Here is a 20,701-nt window from a genome sequence, read left to right on the forward strand (position 1 = left end):
GCGAGTAGATGCATCCTCTAAGTTGTAGTCATTTGTTACCGAGATAACATATCCAAGGCGAAGTTTCAAGCGAAAAGCCTCCGGTCGTCACCGCAGGGTTTCGCGCTGACAGGTGAGGGCGCACTAGGTACGGTTGCGCCCCATGGACGACCTCGCCCGCGCACCGCACCTACATAGTCAGCACATCCAGCAGAGAGCCAACAGTGATCCACCATTTCTAGGCCGAGATCCGCTTGATCGTGGTTGCTCGATATTCGCTATCGCAGACAGCCTGCAACTGCTTGGCCTTGCCAGTAAAACGAACCCGCTCATGCGTTGGTTAGGCCGCTTTGAGGGGCTGGAGCAGTATCTGGAAGAGGAGCTTGATCCAATCTTCTGCGTGCGCTCAATCCTGCTGCAGCTGGTTGCTGACCATCCCAAGATGCCGCATGTGCCCAAACCTCAGCAAGAGAAGAACTGGCACGGCTTCGTCATGCGAGTCGTGGCGCAGTCATTCGTGCACACATGCGGCGATTGGGGCCGCGACGGCATCGCCTCACGCATCAAATGGAACCCGCTGCAGCAGAGTTTCATGGACTTTCTCGCGCTGGGGCAGCCTGGGGAGGAGCTGTCTATCTGGACACCCACCGATGGCAAGTCAGCGCGTGCCCAGCACTTCGCTCGAATCCTGCTCCAAGAGGAGTGCGCGTGAAGAGTATTGCTTCAAAGTTGCTTGCCATGGTGCCCTGGAGCAAGGCCAAGCCCGTGCAGTCTGCGCCTGCAGGCCCGCTGCCGCTGCCCGACGCGCCAGTATCGACGGGCGCTCAAGATCTGCCACTCAAACCAGACGAGATCCACATCGCGGGCAGTGAGCCCGGATGGTTGCGCGTGCTCAATGCCCAGCAGCTGCTGGCCACGGTCCGCGCAGAGCGGGCTATCACCCAGATCTGGAGCCAGTCGCACCAGTCCCAGGCCATTTGGGAGCGGGACCTGCTGCCGGCGATTCGGCGGTACGCCGAGTTCGTGCAGCTCATGCCAGCCTCTGAAGCGCACCACCACGCCCACGCCGGCGGCCTGCTGTCGCACACCATCGAGATGCTGCTCGCGGCCATGACCTGGCGCAATGCCCATCTGCTGCCAGGCGGAAGCCAGATCGAGATCGTTGACGCCCAGCGCGATCAGTGGACCTATGTGGTGTTCTTCTGCGCTTTGCTGCACGACATCGCCAAGCCCATGACCGACCTGCGTATCGCGTGGCGTCCAGTCGGCGAGAACGATCCAATCCGTTGGGCACCTGCAGGCGGAAGCCTGTCTCAGATCGCTGGCCAACGCACTGCCGAGTACCTAGTGGACTTTGCGCCCAAGGGGCAGCGCGATTACAGCGCCCATGCCAAGCTGGCCCAGCTGCTGCTACCCCGCATTGCGCCAGAAAGTGCGCTGCGATTCCTGGCGCACACGCCCACCGCCTTGGATGCCCTGGAGCAATACCTCACCGGCCAGGACAAGGACAGTCTCGTCGCCAAGATCGTCAAGCGGGCCGACCAGCTGTCCACGCAGCGCGCCTTGCAAAAAGGCTCCAAGGCCCGCTTCGCCACGGCCAAGGCCGTGCCTCTCATCGAGCTGCTGATGCAATCCATGAGGACCATGCTCCATGCTGGCACACAGCTCCCCCTGAACCGCAATGGTGCGGCAGGTTGGGTGTTCGAGGGGGCGATCTGGTTCGTGGCCAAGCGCCTCGCCGATACCGTACGAGAGCACATCCAAGCAAACGAGCCCGATGAAAGCGTGCCTGGCAACGCAAAGAACGACCGGCTGTTCGACACCTGGCAGGACTACGGCGCGATCGAGCTGAACCCGGCCAGCGGCCAGGCCGTCTGGCATGTCACAGTGCACGGTTACGCCGAGGATGGGTCAGAGCAGGGGGCCTACATGCATGACTTTGCAATGCTCAAGTTCCCTCTGGCCAAGCTGTTCAACCACGAGAGCAAGTACCCGGCCGCCATGCGCGGGCGGCTGGAGATCCGCGACCGTCGCAAGGATGGAGCAGGGCAAGACGAACATCAAGCTGCTGCAGCTCTCAGTGCATCGGAATCTGCGGCAGCAATCGATGCCATTGCACCAGCAGCTGCGGCATCCTCAGCCCAACCATCCCAGGTTGCGGCAAAGCCTGCGAAGCAACGGCTCCAGGATGCGGCAGAAGCTAAAAAGCATGCCGCCATCATGCGGGAGCCCACTTTCACCAAGCCGCCGAATGCTGCTGCAAAGCCCAGGCCTGCGGCAACCACTGCGGCAGCAGCCAAGACCACTGCGCCAGAAACTCCATCCCAAACTGCGGCAGTCTTGGCAGTTGGGGCGCCTACGGCGCCAGTGCATCAGACCCAAGCTGATACAGCCTACGACGAGTTTGAAGCTGGGACAGCATCGAGATCTGGCGTGCCCACACCATTGAAGCTGGACTACGATAGCCTCGACAACGGCGAAGCCGCCTATTTGCTGGGCGACAGCGAGGGCAGCTACTTCCTCGATCCATCCGAATCTGCAACAGCATCGGACAGACCTGGCAAAAAGAACAAGCCGGCAAGGAACCCGCAGCCGGCAGAGAAGGGCGCAGCGCCCTTGGAGCAACCATTCCAAGATGCCGCAGCGGTGCCACCACCACCAGCTGCGCCTCCTCAGCCCGCCACCTTGCACCAGCCGCCCCAAGCTGCCGCAACTGCGGCCGCAAGGCCGCCTTCTGTCAAACCTGCAGCAGCTGCGCCGCCGCCAGCGCCAAACGCGCCTAAGAATCCCGCCCAAGAGCTACGTCATGACCAAGTGCCGCGCTCTCAAAGCGTGAGTGCCGAGTTCAAGCGCATGGCCGCTGAGCTGGACGAGCTCGATGACCTGCCCGTACTCAAGGGACGCACCGTCAATGCAAGTCCGCCGCCGGCGGCCGCAGCAACACCAGGGCCGGTTCTTCTGCTGCAGCCGCTGCCCGACATCGACGCAAACCCAGACAAGCCGCCACCCGAGCCAAGCCCCTTGGCATTGGCTTTCATGCAGTGGGTGCAAATGGGCCTGGTCAATCGCGAGCTCAAGTTCAATGAGACCGGCGCGGCGATTCACTTCGTGGAGGAGGGCATGGCCCTGATATCGCCCAAGATATTCAAGGAGTACGCACGCTATGGCGACCGAGAGGACGGCCACGAGGATCTCACCGTCGACGAGCTAAGCACCAAGACCCAGCGGGAGGTCATCAAGTGTGGCTGGCACCTGCCAGCCGCAAACCGCACAAACATCATCCGCTATGAGATCCACAGCCGCGGCACGGTAGTGGCCCATCTGTCCTGTGTTGTCCTCACCAGCCCAGGCCGGTGGGTGCAGCCCATCCCCCCCAGCAATCCCGCATTGAAGATGGTTTGATATGAAATCCACCTGCTCAACTGATTACGAGATTGGCGACAACACCGCGCCAGACAAGCGCCTAGAGCTATGGAAATCGCGTAGCTTCTGGTTTCGGCTGCGGCACCGATGGAACGTGCTCAGTGCTTTTGCCGAGGGCAGCTTGACCTGGCGCCACGCCAAGCTCGGCCTCAAATACCCGGATCAGGTCATGTGGCTGCAGCGCTGGCCACCAGGCAATGGATTGATGCCGGTCTGCCCAGCCGTCATTGCCGAGCTTGAGCACATTGATCGCACCATGATGGACTCCGACCGGCCAGTGCCACGGGCCGCTGTTTTTTCACTCCACAGCATCGGCCACGATCGTACCCAGTGCAGGAACTGCGGCGGATCTGGCGGGGCCTTGCCCACGCAATGCCCAGGTCGCCCCATCACCAATGACGAGAGGCAGGCCGTCCTGGATGGGCTACTCGATTACGTCGATGGCCAATGGCTTGGCCAAGTCATCAAGCAAGCCCCGAAACCACTTGCCGAAACCTGCAAACTGGAGCCTCAATTGGCTGCCGAAACCTGCAAACTTGAGCCCAAAACGTCTGCCGAAACCTGCAAACTGGATTTGCCGTTTCCTGCACTTTATATACAAGGGTCTTCTATACAAAGAACTACTACTACGTCTCCAAGCGTCGTAGCGCTCGAAGTGGCACCAGCTCGCGAGGCGCAAGTCTTCTCGGAAAACGACTGGGCAGCGAAGTGCGCAGCCTTGTCGGACGCTGCCAATCAAGGCTGTGGCCAGGTGTACGAGACCTACGAGCTACGCGTGGGGGCCAGCATCGACCTGGCGCTGCTGCAGGTGCCCGAGCTGCAGCTCGATCGCGCCATCGAGATCGCTGTTCAACACGGCTACACAACGCCTGCTCAACGAGCGAAGACCGTGCAGATGCTGCGTGACGATGGTTCTTGCAGCCATGGGTTTGATCCACAAACGTGTCCAGTTGGATGTGGAGACGTCGACAATGTGAACGATTCCATGGTGGATTCAGACTGGATGCCGTGCGGCTCCTGCGGGGGCTCGGAACGTGTCCAGTGCTTGCGACTTTGTAGCAGCGGACGCAGCGCCGATGCCGGAAAAAGATGACGGGTCAAACAAAAATGTTTGACAGTTGGCAGCGAAGTCCTTAGAGTCCGAACCGTGCGTCAACGGGAGCTATTTGTAACTCTCGCGGAATTGGTTAAGAGGAAGAGGTAAAAACGTAGTCCCATGGGACTACTGAAAGCCTTGAAAACTGGAGCTCTAGCGCTCCTATTTTTAGAGCTTTTCTACTAGATACGATGTATATTATGTTTAATCGTATCGCACACCGTTTGCGTGAAAGACTGCTGAAGGTGGGTGAGGTAAATCGTTATACAAACGCGAGGTAAAACGTTGTACAACAACACAAAGTCACTAGCTATCGATGCAGCCTAGCGATCATTAGCTTTTGCACTCGACGGTCATTGGTCATCGGTCGATGACACTACTACTTGGCAACACCGGAGGAGTCAAGGACAGACAAAATCCCACTGCGTGGGCTTACATTCAAAAATTTAAGTGCAGAGTGGCTCCAACGTAGATGGTATTGACTGCAGGAGCTCCGCCGCTACTAACCGATGAATTGCAGGGCTTCGGCACAACGGGTCACTCCTCGAACCCGTATATTGCGGGGATCGGCGTTGGAATGGATGCCCACGAATGAGACCTTTGCCTAGTATGTAAGTACTCGGACATCGAGACATACCAATCGTCATCGCGGATTCTGAGAGAGCGACGGTGTGTTTCAAATCCATCGACCTGCCAAAGGCTGCCTTTGTGATACAGGGCTTGGCATGCACGAAGCGAATCGAACGCATGTCGGAGCGAATACGCGAGACCAACCTCCTCCCCCTGCACTGAGATCACGTACCAGTGTGGGCGTATATCGAAGCGATATACGTCTAGGGAGAGCGCCTTGCTCTGGCACATGAATTCACAAAGCCTGTCCTCCTCGGCGTACCACAGCTGAGTCCCCTGCCCTGAGATCTGCAGCAGCAGCCTAGTTAAAGAGTTCGTGAACCAGGTAAAGGAGGAAATCAGCGCCTCGGCACATACTGTTGGCTCAAGCGAAAAAGGTATCCTGAAGTCGTTTAGGCCCACCTCATAGACAGGCTTTCCAAAGTGGCGGGCGAGGTTTCGGAGCGCAATCAATTTGCCCGCGTAAGCTCGCCATTGATCGAGGAGAGCGCAACAGGGGCAATCACCCGGAGACATAATCAGTATCGGCTGCACAGGCTGAAAAGGGCGTAGCGCATTTTGCCAAGGCAAGTGCGCCGTTCTGCGATGCCCGCAAATCGCCTTTACCCGCCTCGACAGGTAACGATTGACAGATTTGGCGATTCCGCAAGCGGCATCCAAGTCATGGTTCAGCGGGACGTATCGATTCTGCCGGGCGAACACCCACGTCCCGGAGCGCTCTTCCTCATTGTGGATGTTACTGACCGTGCACGGGAAATTGATGTCCAGCCATGACTCGGCTTTCGAGGCGTCGGTGGCTAGGTACACTAGGCAGTCGCATATGGTCTTATAGTCACGCGGGCTCCACGGTTCTCCTCCCAATTCAGCGGTGCGTAGAAACTGCACTGATCGAAGTTGTTGCAGCCACTCTTCGATGCTCATGAACGTCTCTTCGCCCGCAACAAAGCCCCCCAATGCTTTGTCTGCAAAGTGTGAGCCGCAAAAAGGCTGGTGACAGTGCTGGCACGCGAGGGGAAAATCGAACCACCGCGGTTCAAATTCGGGCATCCCGATTTTTGCACCACAGTGCTCGCAAGCATCTAGTAGCTCACACCCATGAACAGGGCATTTCCTGACGGTTTCGAGTTGAAAGAGCGGGGAGTGGAAACATTCCCGAAGGCATGACGGACAAAAGCGGATACCTTTTACAGCCAACATTTCCCTGCCACTGTTCGGACCAAAACAGTTGCTTAGTGACCGAGCGTGAAAGTGTTTCGCAAAATCGTTCGTAACGCTTATTTCCGTGATCAGCTCTATGTATTGAGCCGGAAAAGTTCTGCTAGAAGGCAGTGAAACATCCCGCTTTTTTCGACCCGTCAATGCGCGCCAGAGGTCTTGCCCGCTGATGGCATTCATCCAAAGGAATCGATGCAACGCAATCCAGTCGCTTTCATACTTGGCGCAGCCCTTGACGACCCAGGTCATGCTCCACGGAAGCTCAACCATTACCATCTCCGATGAAAAGATCGCCTTCCGCTGCAGCCGACGTGGCTTCCCCCCAGAGTCCGTCTGAGCCCTTGAAAGATCCTTTATCTATCACCATCGCATCGAGCAAAAAGGAATGGATTGAATCGTTCACGAATGCCAGCCGGAAGCCGGCATAAAGGAGCATATTTGACTCGGCCCTACTGCATTTAATTAAAGATTTCCAGAGACGATCAGCTTCACTTTCCAATCTCCAACCAGCGTCAAATGCCTTCTTGCAGAAGAAGCGTGAGTACGACCAGTTTGAGCCAACCGGGAAGGTTAGTTTCGTATCGTATGCTGCCAAGTAATTTTTCAAATCCTTTACGGTGTGCAAACCTCCAAGCACATATTTTTTTACAAAAAATCGGGCCACGACGGCTCCATGGTCTTCTTCGGAAGTTAATTTCTTGAGAGAGTTAAGACCCTCCTGCCCCACCATAACAGTAACGAGGATGATTCCCTCTTGACGCATTTCATTCCAGATTTCGAGCAGGTACCGCATTTGCATGACCGTCAACATTTGTGCTTCGTCAACAAAAAGGAGACAGGATTTACTGCCCGCTTGAACCGCCTGGGCCATCAAGAATCGTGCAAGGAGATCGGCTGAATTCTGATAAGTTGAGGTTGGGCACCTGAAGGATCGAAGCATGTCGTCGCACAGGGCTTTCTTGGATTGACCATGCTGTCGCTTTGCAGAGTGATACAAGACGGCGAGCCATGGCATGTCCTCCTTGAGCCGTAACATGGTGTTTTCTATTGAGGTGGTCTTGCCCACACGAAATTCACCAGTTATGTATAGGCCGCTCTTGCGAGCTATCGCATGATCGCAGACGATCTCATAGAACGCGCTCGTCCCGTCGGTCTCGATGAAGTAGCACTGCTCAAGCATGGGATGAGAAGCTGCGAGCATTCGTCGAGAGTTGTCCGCGTCAAGATTTGCGGAGGAAAATCTTTCCTGTCGGAGCTGCTCAATTTCAGCGACAGCCTCTTCGATGTCGCATCTCTGGCTATTTTTCGCAGTTTCTTGACTATGCCGCGTTCCGTTAGAGCCCGGGGACTTCGCAGTACTTGCTCGCATTGTCGGCTCCATCGCAAGCGCTTATCGCGGTGATGGCGAGAAGAATGCACGCCGACCGCGCGGCTTCACCGTCGTAGGCTCGGGCGGAGAAGATGCTTTGTAAACGTACCGATATTCGGCAGGATCGTTGACGCTTCCTGGCACGTCCATCGTTCGAGCGAGTTTTCCGGCTTCCCGCGTGATTTTTGGATGCTTCTTCCCACGGGTCTTCTTTAGCACGATTCCGGCTAGATACCGCTGGTAATGCGCGACGGGGTCAAGCGATCGATCGATGAACACGCCATTGCGGTAAAGCCTGTTGATTTCCTTGCGAGTCTCGCGGGTGTGGGGGGAAAGTGCCCAAACACCGCTCACGTGAAGAATTCCAAATTCTGTTCCATCCGCGCGAAAAGCATGCACGGTGCGGTAGTCGCCTCGGATTTGCACCATCAGCTTCTGACCAACCAAGCTCCAACTCTGCCTCAGGATATCGTTTGTGTACTGGACTTCGTCAAGCTGGATGTACGGGGTACGGCCCTTTGCTCGAATGCCGCGCACCGTTGGCCATTCGACCTCGACTGCGATACATGGGTTGCTCACAAAGCAGGTTGGGTAGCGTGGGACGATTTGGAGACGGCTACTTTCCGCCCAGTCTGCAGCGATGGCTTCGTTCGGGGTCGCCATCATGAGTGCGTGCATTCTGCGTGCGTTGTGTCTTGTGACAAGTTTGTCGAGCAGCGCCTTGATGTCAGCAGCACGAATCTTGTAACGGACCGCCTTCTCCACTGGATCGCGCACCACTGGATCGTTCGGCCCGCTTCCCGTGGTTGATGAAATTCGTTTGAGCGCATTCTGAAACTCCGCGAAGATTCCTTCAACCACATTCCGCTCAATCCAGCTATGGACCTTGCCATAACTGATGGTGACACCCGTGCGTTTTCGAAAGTCTGTAACCACAGCGTTCGCTAAATGAGTTAAGTGGTTGTCGACGCAGAGGGAACACACACGCCGTCCGTTTGCAGCTGGAATTACAGCTGCCGGGAACCCTTCGTCTGGAAGTTGTGCGAGATCTATAAAGGCTTCGTGCTCTATGCATGGTGGCGGGTGAATCGCGAATTCGAATGCCTGCAAAAAATCAAGGGTGCGAAAACGATTAGCGATAGACCAAGAGTAACCCAGTATGGCCGTTGTTTTGAAATCGACGATCGGACAAAAATATCCGCGTTTGAGCGGTACTTCAATTTCCTCATCCGCTATTTCTATGGTTATCGTTGAAATATCCGGAAATTGGTATTCATCATAGGCTGTGCGCTCGTAGGCAACCAACGGTCTGAAGATGGCTATCTTGCCTGAATTACGGCTAAGACCTTCAGTTGCTTGATCGCCAAATTTTGACCTTGCTGCGTGGTCATCGCCGCCGTTTATGCGCTTTTTGATATACGCACAAAGCGCCTCGTAACCGTGGCGAGACGTCGTGAATGGATATTGGTCAGGGCAATGCCCGGCCTTGCGCAGCTTGGTGAGGAACTCCTGGTGAATAGCCGAAGAATTTAGCCCTGCGGACTGAATTTTGGTTCCATCATCCGGCTTTAGCCGGTGGATCAGCCAATCTTTTACGGAGGGATATTGATTCAACAAATAAGTAAATGCGCCTGCTAAACCAGAACCATCGATGCCTGGCTGGGGTTCGAGGCTTCGAACGTAGCCGTCTCGCTTGGTTTCAGGCACCAATGCGCGGAATCCCTTCGCGCGACCGTCACTATGCTCTGAAGTGCATTTCACAAGATAGTAATGAAGCAGGCTTCGTTTGATTCCGAATTGGCGGTTTATCTCTGCACTCTTGACACCATCGCACGCCGCCTTCACGGCCGCTTCGAGACGATTGAATCGAATCGCTTCTGATTCAGACAGCAACAGCACATTCACACCCGGCCACTGCGAATAATCCAAAAGCTCGGGGGCGATTTTGCGATTAGGCATAGATAACATCTCGAGGTGCGATCATCGTTTCTGCACTTAGCGGTCGCATTTCCAAGTCGCTGCGCAGTTTGCCAAGCTGTACAAGCAGGACTGTCGTTGAAAACACAAGTTCCCATGGATCGTGAGTGCATCTTTTCAGATTACCAAGTGTGGTTGCTTCGCGGCTTGCCTCAAGCACCCATTTCATGAGGTGCTCCCAACGGGATTTCACTTCTACCCTCGACTGAGCGAGAACCGGTGCGATGTGCAACCAGTCATGGAGCAATCTATTTTTAGCTTGCACGTCTTTTTCGCTGAACCAGCACCAGTCTGCATTCACCGAGTCGGCGACACGCTTTTGGATTTCGGCCTGAAGCACTGCGCGCTTGCGGCGTTGATCCTCCAAATACTTCACTTCAACATAGCGTGTTCGCCCTGACCAGAGCTTTACGATCGCATCGGGTTTGGACCCAAGATATCCCTTGCCTTCAATGAAGGCAATCACTCGATCGGGATCGACGTCGTAACTCTTGACGGTCTCGTCTGCTTCAAGCAACAAACCATGCGCGAATTCCAAATCACTGCTAAAGACAACGTCCTGGTCGTTCTTTGCACTGTAGAAATATGTGATGCTGCCGACACTCTTTCCTCGCATCCTTAGTGCAGAGCGAAGCGTTTGACTAGCACGCAAAGGAGCATGCCCTTTGATGGTGTTTGCTAAGGAAGCATCCATAACATTCGCCAGCATCAGCTGGACCCTTTTTTGAAATGGAGACATTATTGATGCCTGAAAAAACAGAAAATTCAAGTAATCATTTGTTTTCCAGGGTAAATTCTATTTCCATAGATTTACGATGGTGCCCTACCCTTCATTTTTTCGTGCCTTAATCATGGTCACCTTGCTGGATAAAAATATTTACCGTACTGATCGGTCTCATCGTCTTTTCTGTTACGGCAAACCTCGTGACAGTCACAGGCTTGGTTGATCTGGAATGCTTGGAGCGTTAACGCCTCTTGGCTCCGGCAAGGGCTCGTATCAGACTCTGTCCATGGAGGTGACAGTCAAGGCCGGGGCGATTCGAATGTCGTTAAAATCGGTGGTAGATAGGAGTCGATCTATATGAGCGCAGCCTCGCTAATCGCAAACCATATGAATGTCCCCTACGGCAAGATCGTCAGTGAGGAGGATGTTGCCGCATCGTTCAGGCATGGGAGACTGTCGGCGTCAAACCTAGAAGCAAATGCAATTCTTGCCTTTTTCTTCAATGAAATTGAGCCTAGCCTCATCATCCGATGTGCTAGGGAAGTGGGGGTGAGTCTCCAAACCGCCAACGCCCTTTACAAGGACACGCTGGTGCGAGGATGTTGTGCATCCCCTTCCTGGGAAGAGGCTTTCGGGGCTTGCGCCTGACACACATATAGCCAATGCGAAACGACTTTGCGATGTTAATTTCCACGCAAAACTGACCCGCCGGGGGCTAGTGGGTCACTTCTGGGTGGAAATCTCTAGGCTACGGGTGCTGGCGATCGTTGTCCTCCATTCCGCTTGGAGGTGACCGCATGCTTGAGCTGAACAGCGGCAGCATGCGACCCGTTGCTGTCGTTTGAGCTTTGCTTGTCTACGCCTGCTGTGTAGCGTCGGGTGACTATCGCACGTTGCTGTGAAAAAGCACTCCGATGGAGTGCTTTTTGTTTGCGTTGGTGTTGAGGATTTCGCTCAGGCCGTAAGTTCGGTGATCTGCGCATGGGCGTTGGCCATGCCTTGTTCTACGCCATGCGGGCGGATGTCCATGCCTTCCGCGTAGACGAATTCCACCTCGTTGATGCCCATGAGGCCGAGCACCGAGCGCAGATAGGGCGTGACAGCGTCGGTCATCTGCCCCAGGTGAATGCCGCCGCGCGAGCTGAAGACTACGGCACTGACGCCTTCCACCAGACCCATCGGATAGGTTTCTGTGTAGCGGAAGGTCTCGCGGGCGCGGGCCACCAGATCGAACCAGTTCTTCAGTGCTGTCGGCACGTTCAGGTTGTACATGGGAGCGCCGATCAGCAGTAGGTCGCTGGACTTGAGTTCGGCGATGAGCTGTTCGGCGACCACACTGTCTCTGCAGGCCAGTCGCTTTCGCTGCCCGTGGATGGCGCTATCGTGCACGTACAGATGGGCCAGCCACTTGAGGAAGTGCTTGAAAACCTCAAAGTCGTCGTTGAAAGAATCGTCGCTAGGTAAGACCGCGTGTGACCTCTGCAGCTAAGGTCGTCATTAGTCTTGCAGGACGAAGCGCCAACTGTGCACTGAGTGACCACTTCTGGCCGTTAGCCAGCCTCTCAGGGCATTCCATTTCTGCCATACAGACGATAACTCGGCCTACGGCTTAAGCGCTCGTAATAGTCCCGTACCGCCGGATAGTCCGGGTGCGCCAGCGGTGTTTCAAACCACCGGTTTACTGACAGTCCAACAGGTATGTCCGCAAGAGAGAACGCCTCGCCGCAAACGTAGGCACCGGTCGAATCCAGTTGCCGATCCAGGATCCCCATATGCTTCGACCATTCCCGGCAGCCGGTTGCCAGCGCATGGCTGTCCTGGTGCTCGGGAGAGTGCCTAACCAATGACATGAAGGCATAGCTCCAGGACTTGTTGAGATCCGTTGCCTGCCAGTCCATCCATTGGTCAACTCGCGCCCTCGCCAGCGCATCGAGCGGGTAAATCTCAGCGCCGCTATAGCGGTTGGCCAGATAGCGAATGATGGTGTTCGACTCCCATAAAACAAAATCGCCATCCTGGATGACCGGCACCATGGCATTGGGATTGAGCGCCATGAATTCAACCGTATGGGTCGACTTGAAGCCTGACCCCCAATCCTCTCGCTCAAAAGGTATGTCCATTTCGGCGCAGGCCCAGAGTACCTTGCGTACATTGATTGACGATGCCTTGCCCAACACGCGCAACATTTCATGCCTTTCTTCTGCCGAGTGACGCTTTCAGGTGAATCTATGCGGGCATTGATCGTACAAAGCGAGCCGGCCAGTTAGAAAATCATCCACGTCTCGCCGCATTTAAGCAGCACTTAGGCTTTGGGTTAAATCTGGGCGATGGCTTCTGGCAGATTCTTGCAGTCGCTGCTCTACCCGAAGCTGTTGATCGGAGGCGCACTGCAGCTGTCTGCTTCTGGCCGGTAGGAGCCTTCGTCCAAGGACTGTTCACGGCCATTTGCCGTCATCTAAGCTTCGACGACCGATGCCTGGTATGGAGCGATTGCTGCGGCTGATGGCTGCATCGAGCCATCAGCAGTCAAGGTCATGAGCGTGACGAGGTCACGCCTGTCATAGGCTAGGCCATAAAAAACGATGCCCCCCTGGGGAGCATCGCTTCCTTGTTACTAATCTTGGCAGGGATAGCTTTGAGGTCGAGGCTGCTGATTGTGCCGTACCGACGACTCACGGCGCTAGCCGATCAAGCGTTCTCCAGGACGCTCCCTGATGTCCATGAAATGCACGAGTGGGCCGGATGACGGCCGTATCAGCAATCAAATTTGAGAGAGGATCTCCTCATCCTTCTCGAGGCCTTGGGAAGCGACCGTGTTTTTAGTCTGTGCCTGTAGGGAGGTTCCGGGGGACATCAAGCGATGCGAGCCAACCGCGGAACCGGCCAACAGACCACTGCCTTCGCTCGCATCGTGGGCCTGTAGCTTGAAGGCTGCCACCACTTCGGCCAACTGGTGCGCCTGCTGCTGCAACGACTGCGCCGCTGCTGTGGCCTGTTCCACCAGCGCGGCGTTCTGCTGCGTGCTCTGGTCCATCTGAGTAACGGCGCTGCCGACCTCGGCAATGCCCCGGCTTTGCTCCTGGCTGGCATTGCTGATCTCGGCCACGATGGCCGTGACGCGGTTGACACTGTCCACCACCTCCCGCATGGTGGTGCCCGCCGCATTCACCAGGCGACTGCCCGTGCTGACTTGGCTCACGGAATCATCGATCAACGTCTTGATTTCCTTAGCGGCCTCGGCCGAACGCTGCGCCAATTGGCGCACCTCGGACGCCACCACGGCAAAGCCGCGGCCCTGCTCGCCGGCGCGCGCGGCCTCCACAGCCGCATTCAGCGCCAGGATGTTGGTCTGGAAGGCGATGGAGTCGATGACCTGGATGATGTCCACGATACGGCGCGCCGAGGCCTCGATGCCGCCCATAGTCTGCACCACCTGGTCCACCACGGCGCCGCCTTGTGTGGCCACTTCGGAGGCATTGCTCGCCAGCTCGCTGGCTTGGCGCGCGCTGGCCGCGTTCTGCTGAACAGTGGCAGTGAGCTGCTCCATAGCCGCAGCGGTCTCTTCGAGCGAGCTGGCCTGCTGCTCGGTGCGCGAGGACAGGTCTTGGTTGCCGCTGGCGATCTCGCTGGTGGCAATCCGCACTGACTCCGAGGATTGGCGGATGCGCAGCAACACGGCAGCGATCTTGTCAGTGAAATGATTGAATGCCGTGGCGATCTGGGTCAGTTCGTCCTTGCCCGCGGTATCCAGGCGCCGCGTTAGATCGCCTTCACCCGAGGCAATATCCTCCAATGCATCGCGCACGACTAAGAGACGGCGCAGTAGGCGGTTCACGCTGGCCGACAGCAGCGCCACGGCCACCACCACACAAAGCGCCGCGATCAGCATCTCCATCTGCAGCAACTGGCGTGCGGCGGCAGTAGCCTCGGTCTTGTCCACGGCCACGCCCAGCAACCAGGGCGTGCCCTCCACCCGGGACGCATAGACCAGCTGCGTTGCGCCATTCACGTCCACTTCGGCACTGCCACCGTCCTGGGCCAGTTTCTGCAGCAGCCCGCCATCAAGCTGCGGCGCGATGCCGGTGGAGGGCTTCATGACCAGTTCCGCCTTGGCATAGGCCAGGATGTTGGACTGCCCGTCCAGCAGGAAGGCAAAGCTCTTGCCCGTGGCGTGGATGGAGTTCACCTTGCGCGTCACAGTATCCAGATGCATGTCCGTGCCAACCACGGCGGCGTACTGGCCGGCCGGCCCTACGGGCTCGACGAAGCTGATCGTCAGCTTGCCGGTGCTGGCATCAATGTAGGGAGGTGTCACACTGGGCTTGCCTGCCTGCACGGCCTGCTTGTACCAGGGGCGCTCCGTACCGACATAGTTCTCTGGCATGGGGTGGGAGAACACATGGGCACCGCTGGCGTAGACGAAATAGGTATCGTCGAAATTGCCGGCCTGCTTGGCCGCCAATAAAAAGGGCACGGGCTCCTGCTTACCTACTGCCTGCTGCAGCGAGCTGGTGATGCGCTGCTTGTCTCGCACCCACTCGGCCAGATCATTGGCATGCAGCTTCGTGAGCTGGCTTATGCGCTCGTCGAGCGAGCGCTCGGTACTGCTACGCACCGAGAAAAAGGTGGAGAGCGCCAAGGCAAGCAGTGAGAGTGTGGTGATGGCTACACAGATACCGATCAGGCGTGCACGCAGGCTATTTAACATGAAAACATTCCACAAAGCGTAATAATTTGTGGGAAGTCAATGTACCTTGATTCAGGTAATGAGAATTTCTTCGCGAGGGAGGAAATTTCCCTAAGACCTTTCAATTGATCTCTTGGCTGCTGCGTTATCAGTCACGTCACTCATAGGCATGCACTGACGACAAGAGGCGGACCGCCAGGATTGAGTGGTAGCAAGTCGAACTGGCTGCTGCCCACAAGAAGACTCTTGTGAGGCAGCCGTTCAGGACAGGCGACCTTCAAAGACCGGTGCTGGCGTCAGGCAAGTTGCCGTCGTTCACGCATGGCTGCTGTTGCTCAATGCAGCCATTGCGCCAAAGCTGTAGAGAAATTCTGCTCTGCACCTTGATGCTGTTGCCGGAGTCTGATGAGCACCAAGTGACTGCTAATGCGCGTACTGAAGTGGTGCTATCGACCCTTTGCTATCGTTCGGATTTCGTCAGCAGATGCCTGCCGCGCAGCGATTGCTGTTGCCCCTGGCTGCCTCGTGACCTATTCGTCACTGCTACATAGCGGTCATTCGAGCTCCAGGACTGGTGGCGGCCCAACGACAGGATTCAAACCGGGTGCCGACATCGGCCCTACGTGCAGAACGAAGTACGCCACTACAGCTTATGAACTAGCCTTGTCAACTCACTGTGGAACTCCCACCTGAAGTTCGTTAAGGCGAATTTCGCTGCTTCACGTTCGATGCTTGGTTAGTCAACCTTGATGCTTCCGGCCTTGATAACACTAGACCACTTCGCAGTCTCAGACTTTACGAAGGCAGCAAAGTCCTTCGAACTGGACCCAGCACCTTGGACACCCAGTTCGGCAAAGCGGCTTGCTACCGCAGGGCTGGCAACAACGATGCGGGTTTCTTCCTCAAGGCGGGCCAAGATGGGCTTAGGCGTGTCAGCGGGTGCGAAGAGGCCATTCCATTCGTTCACCTCGAATCCCTTGACGCCGCTCTCGGCAACGGTCGGAACCTGTGGAAAGCCGTCAAGTCGTTTTGACGAAGTAATGGCCAAAGGTTTGAGCTTGCCGCTCTTCACGAAGGTACCGCTCGCAGTGGTAGCGCTGAACATAAGGTCGACTTGACCGCCTATCAGGTCCGTCAGTGCCGGTGCACCGCCCTTGTAAGGGATGTGTGTCATCGAAATCTTCTCATTTTGAGCGAACAGTTCTGCTGCCAGATGCTGCGCGCCACCGGTTCCAGCAGATGCGAATGTAATTTTTCCCGGCTTCTCCTTCGCTGCCTTCACAAAGCTAGCGACGCTGGTATATGGAGAGTTGGCTGGCACTAGCATGAGGAGAGGGACCTGCATGATGAGCGAGACTGGCGCGAAATCTTTGGCAGGGTCGTAGCTAAGCTTTGGAAACAGGCTCGGATTGACCGCGTATGAAGTGGCATCCAAAAGAAGGGTGTAACCGTCAGCAGGCGCTTTTGCAACATAGGCAGCTCCAATCGTGCCACTTGCGCCAGGACGATTGTCGACAATGATTTGCTGCTTCAGTCTCTCCCCAAGATGCTGAGCCATGATGCGAGCTGTGTTGTCTGCTGCGCCCCCTGCCGGATACGGGACCACCAACTTGATAGGCTTGTCGGGCCATTGCGCATGCGCTGCGCTCATCCCAATCACCATGCTGGCTGTTACCAAGACGGGCTTCATCCACTGTTTCATTTTTGTCTCCATAGAAAAAGGGGACCGGTCGCGACAACAGGCATCCCCAATATCGTCTCAGCGGCCGAGCAAAAACTCGGCAGCAATTCAATTAACTACACAGTCGCGATGGGGGTGGCTGGTGAGCCCACCGCACCAGGCAGGCGTAAGGGGGGAGCCGTCAAAAGGAAACGGGAGCGGCCATGCTGACGTAGCCATGTCGCGAGCGGTGTGAGATGCCATAACTCTCCGAGATGTATTCCGTTCTTGAAGAGGCAATGCTCATGCAGTGGCAGTCGTGGACCACGGATCGGCGCTGGCTGCATCAGTCGGGGTACGACCAACTCAACGGCGGGGTTGTCAGCAAGCAAGCACGCAAGGCGCACATCAACTATCCAATTGAGCAGCTTGGAGTCGTTGCCATCCAAGCCGCTACCTGTCTCGTGGAGCTGCTTGAGATTGGGGTGACGATTCATTGCGAGCAAGGTGTCTGCGAATCCAGTATGGATGCACACCATGTCTCCCGCTTCAATTTCCACTTGGTCGGATTCAAGGATGCGCATCAGCCGGTCATAGCCGACGGCCTCACGGCGACGCCCAATGTGATGCTCGAGGTCGATCATCACTCCACGCCCCTGAACACCGTGCTCTGCCAGGTTCTCGATACCCAGTGCCTGCGCACGAGGCGATGGAAAGCGCATCCATTCGGTTGGAGCATTTTTGTCTTCCGCAGAAGAAAAGATGTCCACGCCAGCGCGAAATCCGTTGTAGAAAACAGCTTCGGGGTGACCATCGCCATCTGCGTCGAAGCGGCTTCCCATGTGCGCGAGGCTATCCCATTGAGTCGAGTATTGGGTATTCATGACAAGCACTTCGTCACAAACAACATCCGTTAGCGTCTCGTCCTCGTCTAGGTAAGACCAGCAAAACCCCTGTGCGCCAGCGCTCTTGCCGTCGCGAAGGGTCGAGAACGTCTTCGCAGGCATGCGGCGGGGATTCATCGTCATTCCACCAGGCACGTCCAAGGGCAACGACAAGCAGAAGGTCTTTCCGAACCTGACTTCGGCGACTCCCTGGAGAACTTTATTGCTGTCAACCAGATTCATGCGCCCGCGTTGGTCATCTGCTCCGAATTCGCCCCAGTTGCTTCTGTCCGGGGCATGCTTCCATCGTTGCATGGAGTGTCCTTACGCTGCTTGAAAATGTCCCGCCAGAACAGCAAGTGCGTTCCTGGCGGCCGACTCGCCCATGTTGATGTAAGCATCCGACGTCACCGAACCCACATGAGGGCTCAGTACGAACCCCTTTTGGGATTGAAACGGATGACCTGGCGCCATGGGCTCCACGGCAAAACTATCGAGGCCTGCTGCACGAACCTGTCCACCAATGACCGCATCCATGAGCGCCTGCTCGTCAATCAGACCGCCGCGTGCGGTGTTGACTACGATGACCCCTCTCTTGCACCGTTCGAGGGTCGTCGCATTCAGCATTCCTTCGTTGTCTTGGGTGAGCGGGCAATGCAACGAGATTGCGTCGGACCTGCTGAGCAATTCTTCCAAGTCAACGAGCGTCACGTAGTCGGGTACATCCTTAGCATAAGGGTCGAAAGCGACGACGTTCATTCCGAAACCTTCTGCCATCCGTGCGAAACGACGGCCGATGGCACCCAACCCCACTACGCCTACCGTGCGACCGGACAGTTCGACACTCGAATGCGTGGCTTTCTCCCAATGTCCGGCATGCATCCGGGCATCAACGGCAGGAATAGCCTTCGCGCAGGCTAGCAGCAGAGCAAACGCATGCTCCGCAACGGCATTCGCATTGGCACCCACTGCGGCGACGACTTCAATTCCCCGCTCCTTTGCAGCCAATTTGTCGATGTTGTCGGTTCCCGAGCCATGCTTGGAGATAACCCGCAGGGCCGGAGCTGCGTCCATTGCAGCAGCCCCCACCTTGCCGTATCGCACGACCATGGCGACGGGATTGTGGCGTTTGCACAGAGCGACGATGTCGTCGGGTGTCGGTGTCTTGCCGGTGTAGACCAGGTCGTAGTCCTTGAGAAGCGCGACGGCACTGGGAGCAATTGCATCGGCCGTAATGACAATGGTACTCACAGGCTTTCCCCTTCCTTGAGCACGCCGGCTGCACGCAGCGCCGATGTCAACCACTTAGCGTTCGTGTCTCCGCCCTTGATAGCCTCAATGCGTGCCGCTTCGTCTTTGACCTTTTTTGCAGCAGCGGGAAGCAGCCCTTCAATTTTTTCGCGCTCGACAACCACAACCCCATCCGCGTCACCGATAACGAAGTCGCCAGGGTGAACCATGACGCCACCAACGGACACAGGACAGCCAATGCGACCTGGAACCATCTTGGTCGGTCCATTCGGATTGGTTCCCACGGAGAAGACGGGGAAGTCCATCTCCTCAATCTCCAGGCTGTCGCGAGCAGCGCCATCAATGACCACACCTGCGATTCCGAGCTGTTTGCAGGCAGTCATCATGATGGTGCCCATCAAAGCGGACGTTTGGTCCCCCTTGCCATCTATGACAAGCACATCGCCGGGCTTCGCCATTGCCATGGCTGCGTGAATCATGAGGTTGTCGCCAGGGCGCACTTCCACTGTAAAGGCTGTTCCCGCCAGCTTCATGTTGGGGCGCAAGGCCTTGATGCGACCGTGCATTGCACCTCGCCGACCGGCTACATCAGCCAAGATGGCAGGCTGGAACTGTGATGCCTCCTGAACGATGTTCAAAGGCACGCGGTCGAAGTCGCGGATGATGTCAGGTACGTTATTCATTATTCAAATTCCAAGAAAAGTGAGAAGGCAGGCGTTCCCCCGCAAACGGCAGATGCGTAGCCATTACCGGAGGAAAAAGGAGGGAGTCAGTTGGCCTTGGCGCCGGACTCTTTGACGACCTTGGCCCAGCGGCCTGTTTCGTCGCGTACTAAGCTAGCGAACTGCTCAGGGGTTCCACCCAGAACATCTGCGCCTTGCTCCGTGAGTCGTTTTCTTACGTCAGGGGTCTCGAGCGCCCTGTTGAATGCAGCGTTGAGCTTGCTCAATTTGTCTTTGGATACGCCAGCCGGCGCAGCGAGGCCGAACCAAGTCACTGCCTCAAATCCCTTGAAGCCTGATTCCGCGACGGTAGGAACGTTAGGCAGGTCGGCGGAACGCTTGGCAGACGTCACGGCAAGCGCTCGCATTTTTCCGTTCTTGATGTGGCCGCTGAGCGTCACAACCGACGAGATGTACATCTGAATCTGTCCACCAATCAGGTCCGTCGCGCCCTGTGCAGCCCCCTTGTAGGGAACATGTGTCAACTTGACATTGGCAATGCGCTGGAGCTGCTCGGTCGCCAAATGAGCAACTGTTCCGCTTCCTGAGCTCGCGTAGTTAATGCCTTCAGGATCAGCCTTGGCTGCATTCAACAAGTCAGAAAGTGTCTTGTAGGGCGAGTTGCTTGCAACTGCAATGACCAAGGGGGCACTGGCGACCAATCCGACTGGGGCAAGGTCTTTTTGCGGGTTGTAGGGCAGCTTGGCGTAGAGCGATGGGTTGATGGCCATGTTCGACGTCTGCCCCATTACCAGCGTATATCCATCGGGTGCCGCCTTGGCAGCCGCATCCATCCCGATGTTTCCGCCTGAACCAGGCTTGTTGTCGATGATGATGGTCCAGCCTTGCTGACTCGTGACGGTCGTCGCGACTTCCCGTGCAATCATGTCGGGACCACCACCGGCTGGAAATGGAACGATGATCTTGATTGAGCGTGCCGGGTACGTCTCGGCGGAAGAGATGGCAGGGGTGAGGCTAGCGAGCAGGCCGACGCCGATTACGGCGGCCCCAAAAGCGCGAACGCTGCGGAACGAATTCATCTTGATGTCTCCTAAAGATCGGATGCGTCAAAGTCGCACCTCTA

16 protein-coding genes are annotated in these 20,701 nt (G+C 56.5%); 4 read left to right on the forward strand and 12 right to left on the reverse strand.

What is annotated here, in order from left to right; translation table 11 throughout:
* Window positions 1–142 precede the first annotated feature (142 nt).
* The 3 genes from CSE6_RS21875 to CSE6_RS21885 are packed head-to-tail and all read left to right on the forward strand — an operon-like array spanning window position 143 to window position 4,495.
* Window positions 143–691, forward strand: a complete 549-nt coding sequence (locus CSE6_RS21875; protein ID WP_059441482.1) for a hypothetical protein — start codon at window positions 143–145, stop codon at window positions 689–691.
* Window positions 688–3,381, forward strand: coding sequence for a MobH family relaxase (gene mobH / locus CSE6_RS21880; protein ID WP_059441494.1), 2,694 nt, complete (start codon window positions 688–690; stop codon window positions 3,379–3,381). The genes CSE6_RS21875 and mobH overlap by 4 nt, the downstream gene beginning before the upstream one ends.
* Before the next feature lies 1 nt (window position 3,382).
* A complete protein-coding gene (locus tag CSE6_RS21885) occupies window positions 3,383–4,495 on the forward strand; it encodes a hypothetical protein (RefSeq protein ID WP_059441483.1) in 1,113 nt (370 codons plus the stop codon).
* A gap of 540 nt (window positions 4,496–5,035) precedes the next feature.
* Here the strand turns inward: CSE6_RS21885 and CSE6_RS21890 are convergent.
* The 4 genes from CSE6_RS21890 to CSE6_RS21905 all read right to left on the reverse strand — a co-directional run bounded on the left by CSE6_RS21890 (window position 5,036) and on the right by CSE6_RS21905 (window position 10,428).
* A complete protein-coding gene (locus CSE6_RS21890; RefSeq protein WP_072248284.1) occupies window positions 5,036–6,613 on the reverse strand; it encodes a TniQ family protein in 1,578 nt (525 codons plus the stop codon).
* Window positions 6,606–7,544, reverse strand: coding sequence for an ATP-binding protein (locus tag CSE6_RS21895; RefSeq protein ID WP_045840229.1), 939 nt, complete (start codon window positions 7,542–7,544; stop codon window positions 6,606–6,608). Before CSE6_RS21895 ends, CSE6_RS21890 begins: the two co-directional genes overlap by 8 nt.
* A gap of 189 nt (window positions 7,545–7,733) precedes the next feature.
* The gene (locus CSE6_RS21900; RefSeq protein ID WP_059441484.1) at window positions 7,734–9,671 is read right to left on the reverse strand and encodes a hypothetical protein; all 1,938 of its coding nucleotides are present in this window, start codon (window positions 9,669–9,671) and stop codon (window positions 7,734–7,736) included.
* Entirely contained in the window at window positions 9,664–10,428 is a 765-nt protein-coding gene (locus CSE6_RS21905; protein ID WP_055477412.1) for a hypothetical protein, read from the reverse strand. Before CSE6_RS21905 ends, CSE6_RS21900 begins: the two co-directional genes overlap by 8 nt.
* A gap of 342 nt (window positions 10,429–10,770) precedes the next feature.
* Between CSE6_RS21905 and CSE6_RS21910 the strand changes: the two genes are divergently transcribed.
* Window positions 10,771–11,061 carry a hypothetical protein gene (locus CSE6_RS21910; RefSeq protein ID WP_055477413.1) on the forward strand — a complete coding sequence of 97 codons (291 nt, stop codon included), beginning with the start codon at window positions 10,771–10,773 and terminating at the stop codon, window positions 11,059–11,061.
* Between the two features lie 306 nt (window positions 11,062–11,367).
* Here the strand turns inward: CSE6_RS21910 and CSE6_RS21915 are convergent, their stop codons facing one another.
* From CSE6_RS21915 to CSE6_RS21950, 8 genes are all read right to left on the reverse strand, one after another.
* On the reverse strand, window positions 11,368–11,802 hold the full coding sequence (locus tag CSE6_RS21915) for an FMN-dependent NADH-azoreductase (protein ID WP_370545723.1): 435 nt from the start codon (window positions 11,800–11,802) through the stop codon (window positions 11,368–11,370).
* A 173-nt stretch (window positions 11,803–11,975) separates the two neighbouring features.
* Entirely contained in the window at window positions 11,976–12,599 is a 624-nt protein-coding gene (locus CSE6_RS21920) for a glutathione S-transferase family protein (RefSeq protein WP_034408410.1), read from the reverse strand.
* Between the two features lie 575 nt (window positions 12,600–13,174).
* The gene (locus CSE6_RS21925) at window positions 13,175–15,121 is read right to left on the reverse strand and encodes a methyl-accepting chemotaxis protein (protein ID WP_082085693.1); all 1,947 of its coding nucleotides are present in this window, start codon (window positions 15,119–15,121) and stop codon (window positions 13,175–13,177) included.
* Window positions 15,122–15,836: 715 nt separating this feature from the next.
* Window positions 15,837–16,802 (reverse strand): tripartite tricarboxylate transporter substrate binding protein, encoded by a 966-nt coding sequence (locus CSE6_RS21930; protein WP_370545724.1) that lies wholly within the window; start codon window positions 16,800–16,802, stop codon window positions 15,837–15,839.
* A gap of 95 nt (window positions 16,803–16,897) precedes the next feature.
* Window positions 16,898–17,959 carry a cyclase family protein gene (locus tag CSE6_RS21935; protein WP_034407456.1) on the reverse strand — a complete coding sequence of 354 codons (1,062 nt, stop codon included), beginning with the start codon at window positions 17,957–17,959 and terminating at the stop codon, window positions 16,898–16,900.
* Window positions 17,960–17,968: 9 nt separating this feature from the next.
* Entirely contained in the window at window positions 17,969–18,895 is a 927-nt protein-coding gene (locus tag CSE6_RS21940; protein WP_059441486.1) for an NAD(P)-dependent oxidoreductase, read from the reverse strand.
* A complete protein-coding gene (locus CSE6_RS21945) occupies window positions 18,892–19,578 on the reverse strand; it encodes an RraA family protein (RefSeq protein ID WP_193751159.1) in 687 nt (228 codons plus the stop codon). Before CSE6_RS21945 ends, CSE6_RS21940 begins: the two co-directional genes overlap by 4 nt.
* 86 nt (window positions 19,579–19,664) lie before the next feature.
* A complete protein-coding gene (locus CSE6_RS21950; protein WP_059441487.1) occupies window positions 19,665–20,657 on the reverse strand; it encodes a tripartite tricarboxylate transporter substrate binding protein in 993 nt (330 codons plus the stop codon).
* Between the last annotated feature and the right edge of the window lie 44 nt (window positions 20,658–20,701).

It is taken from the genome of Comamonas sp. E6 (assembly GCF_001010305.1).
Lineage (GTDB): Bacteria > Pseudomonadota > Gammaproteobacteria > Burkholderiales > Burkholderiaceae_C > Comamonas > Comamonas thiooxydans.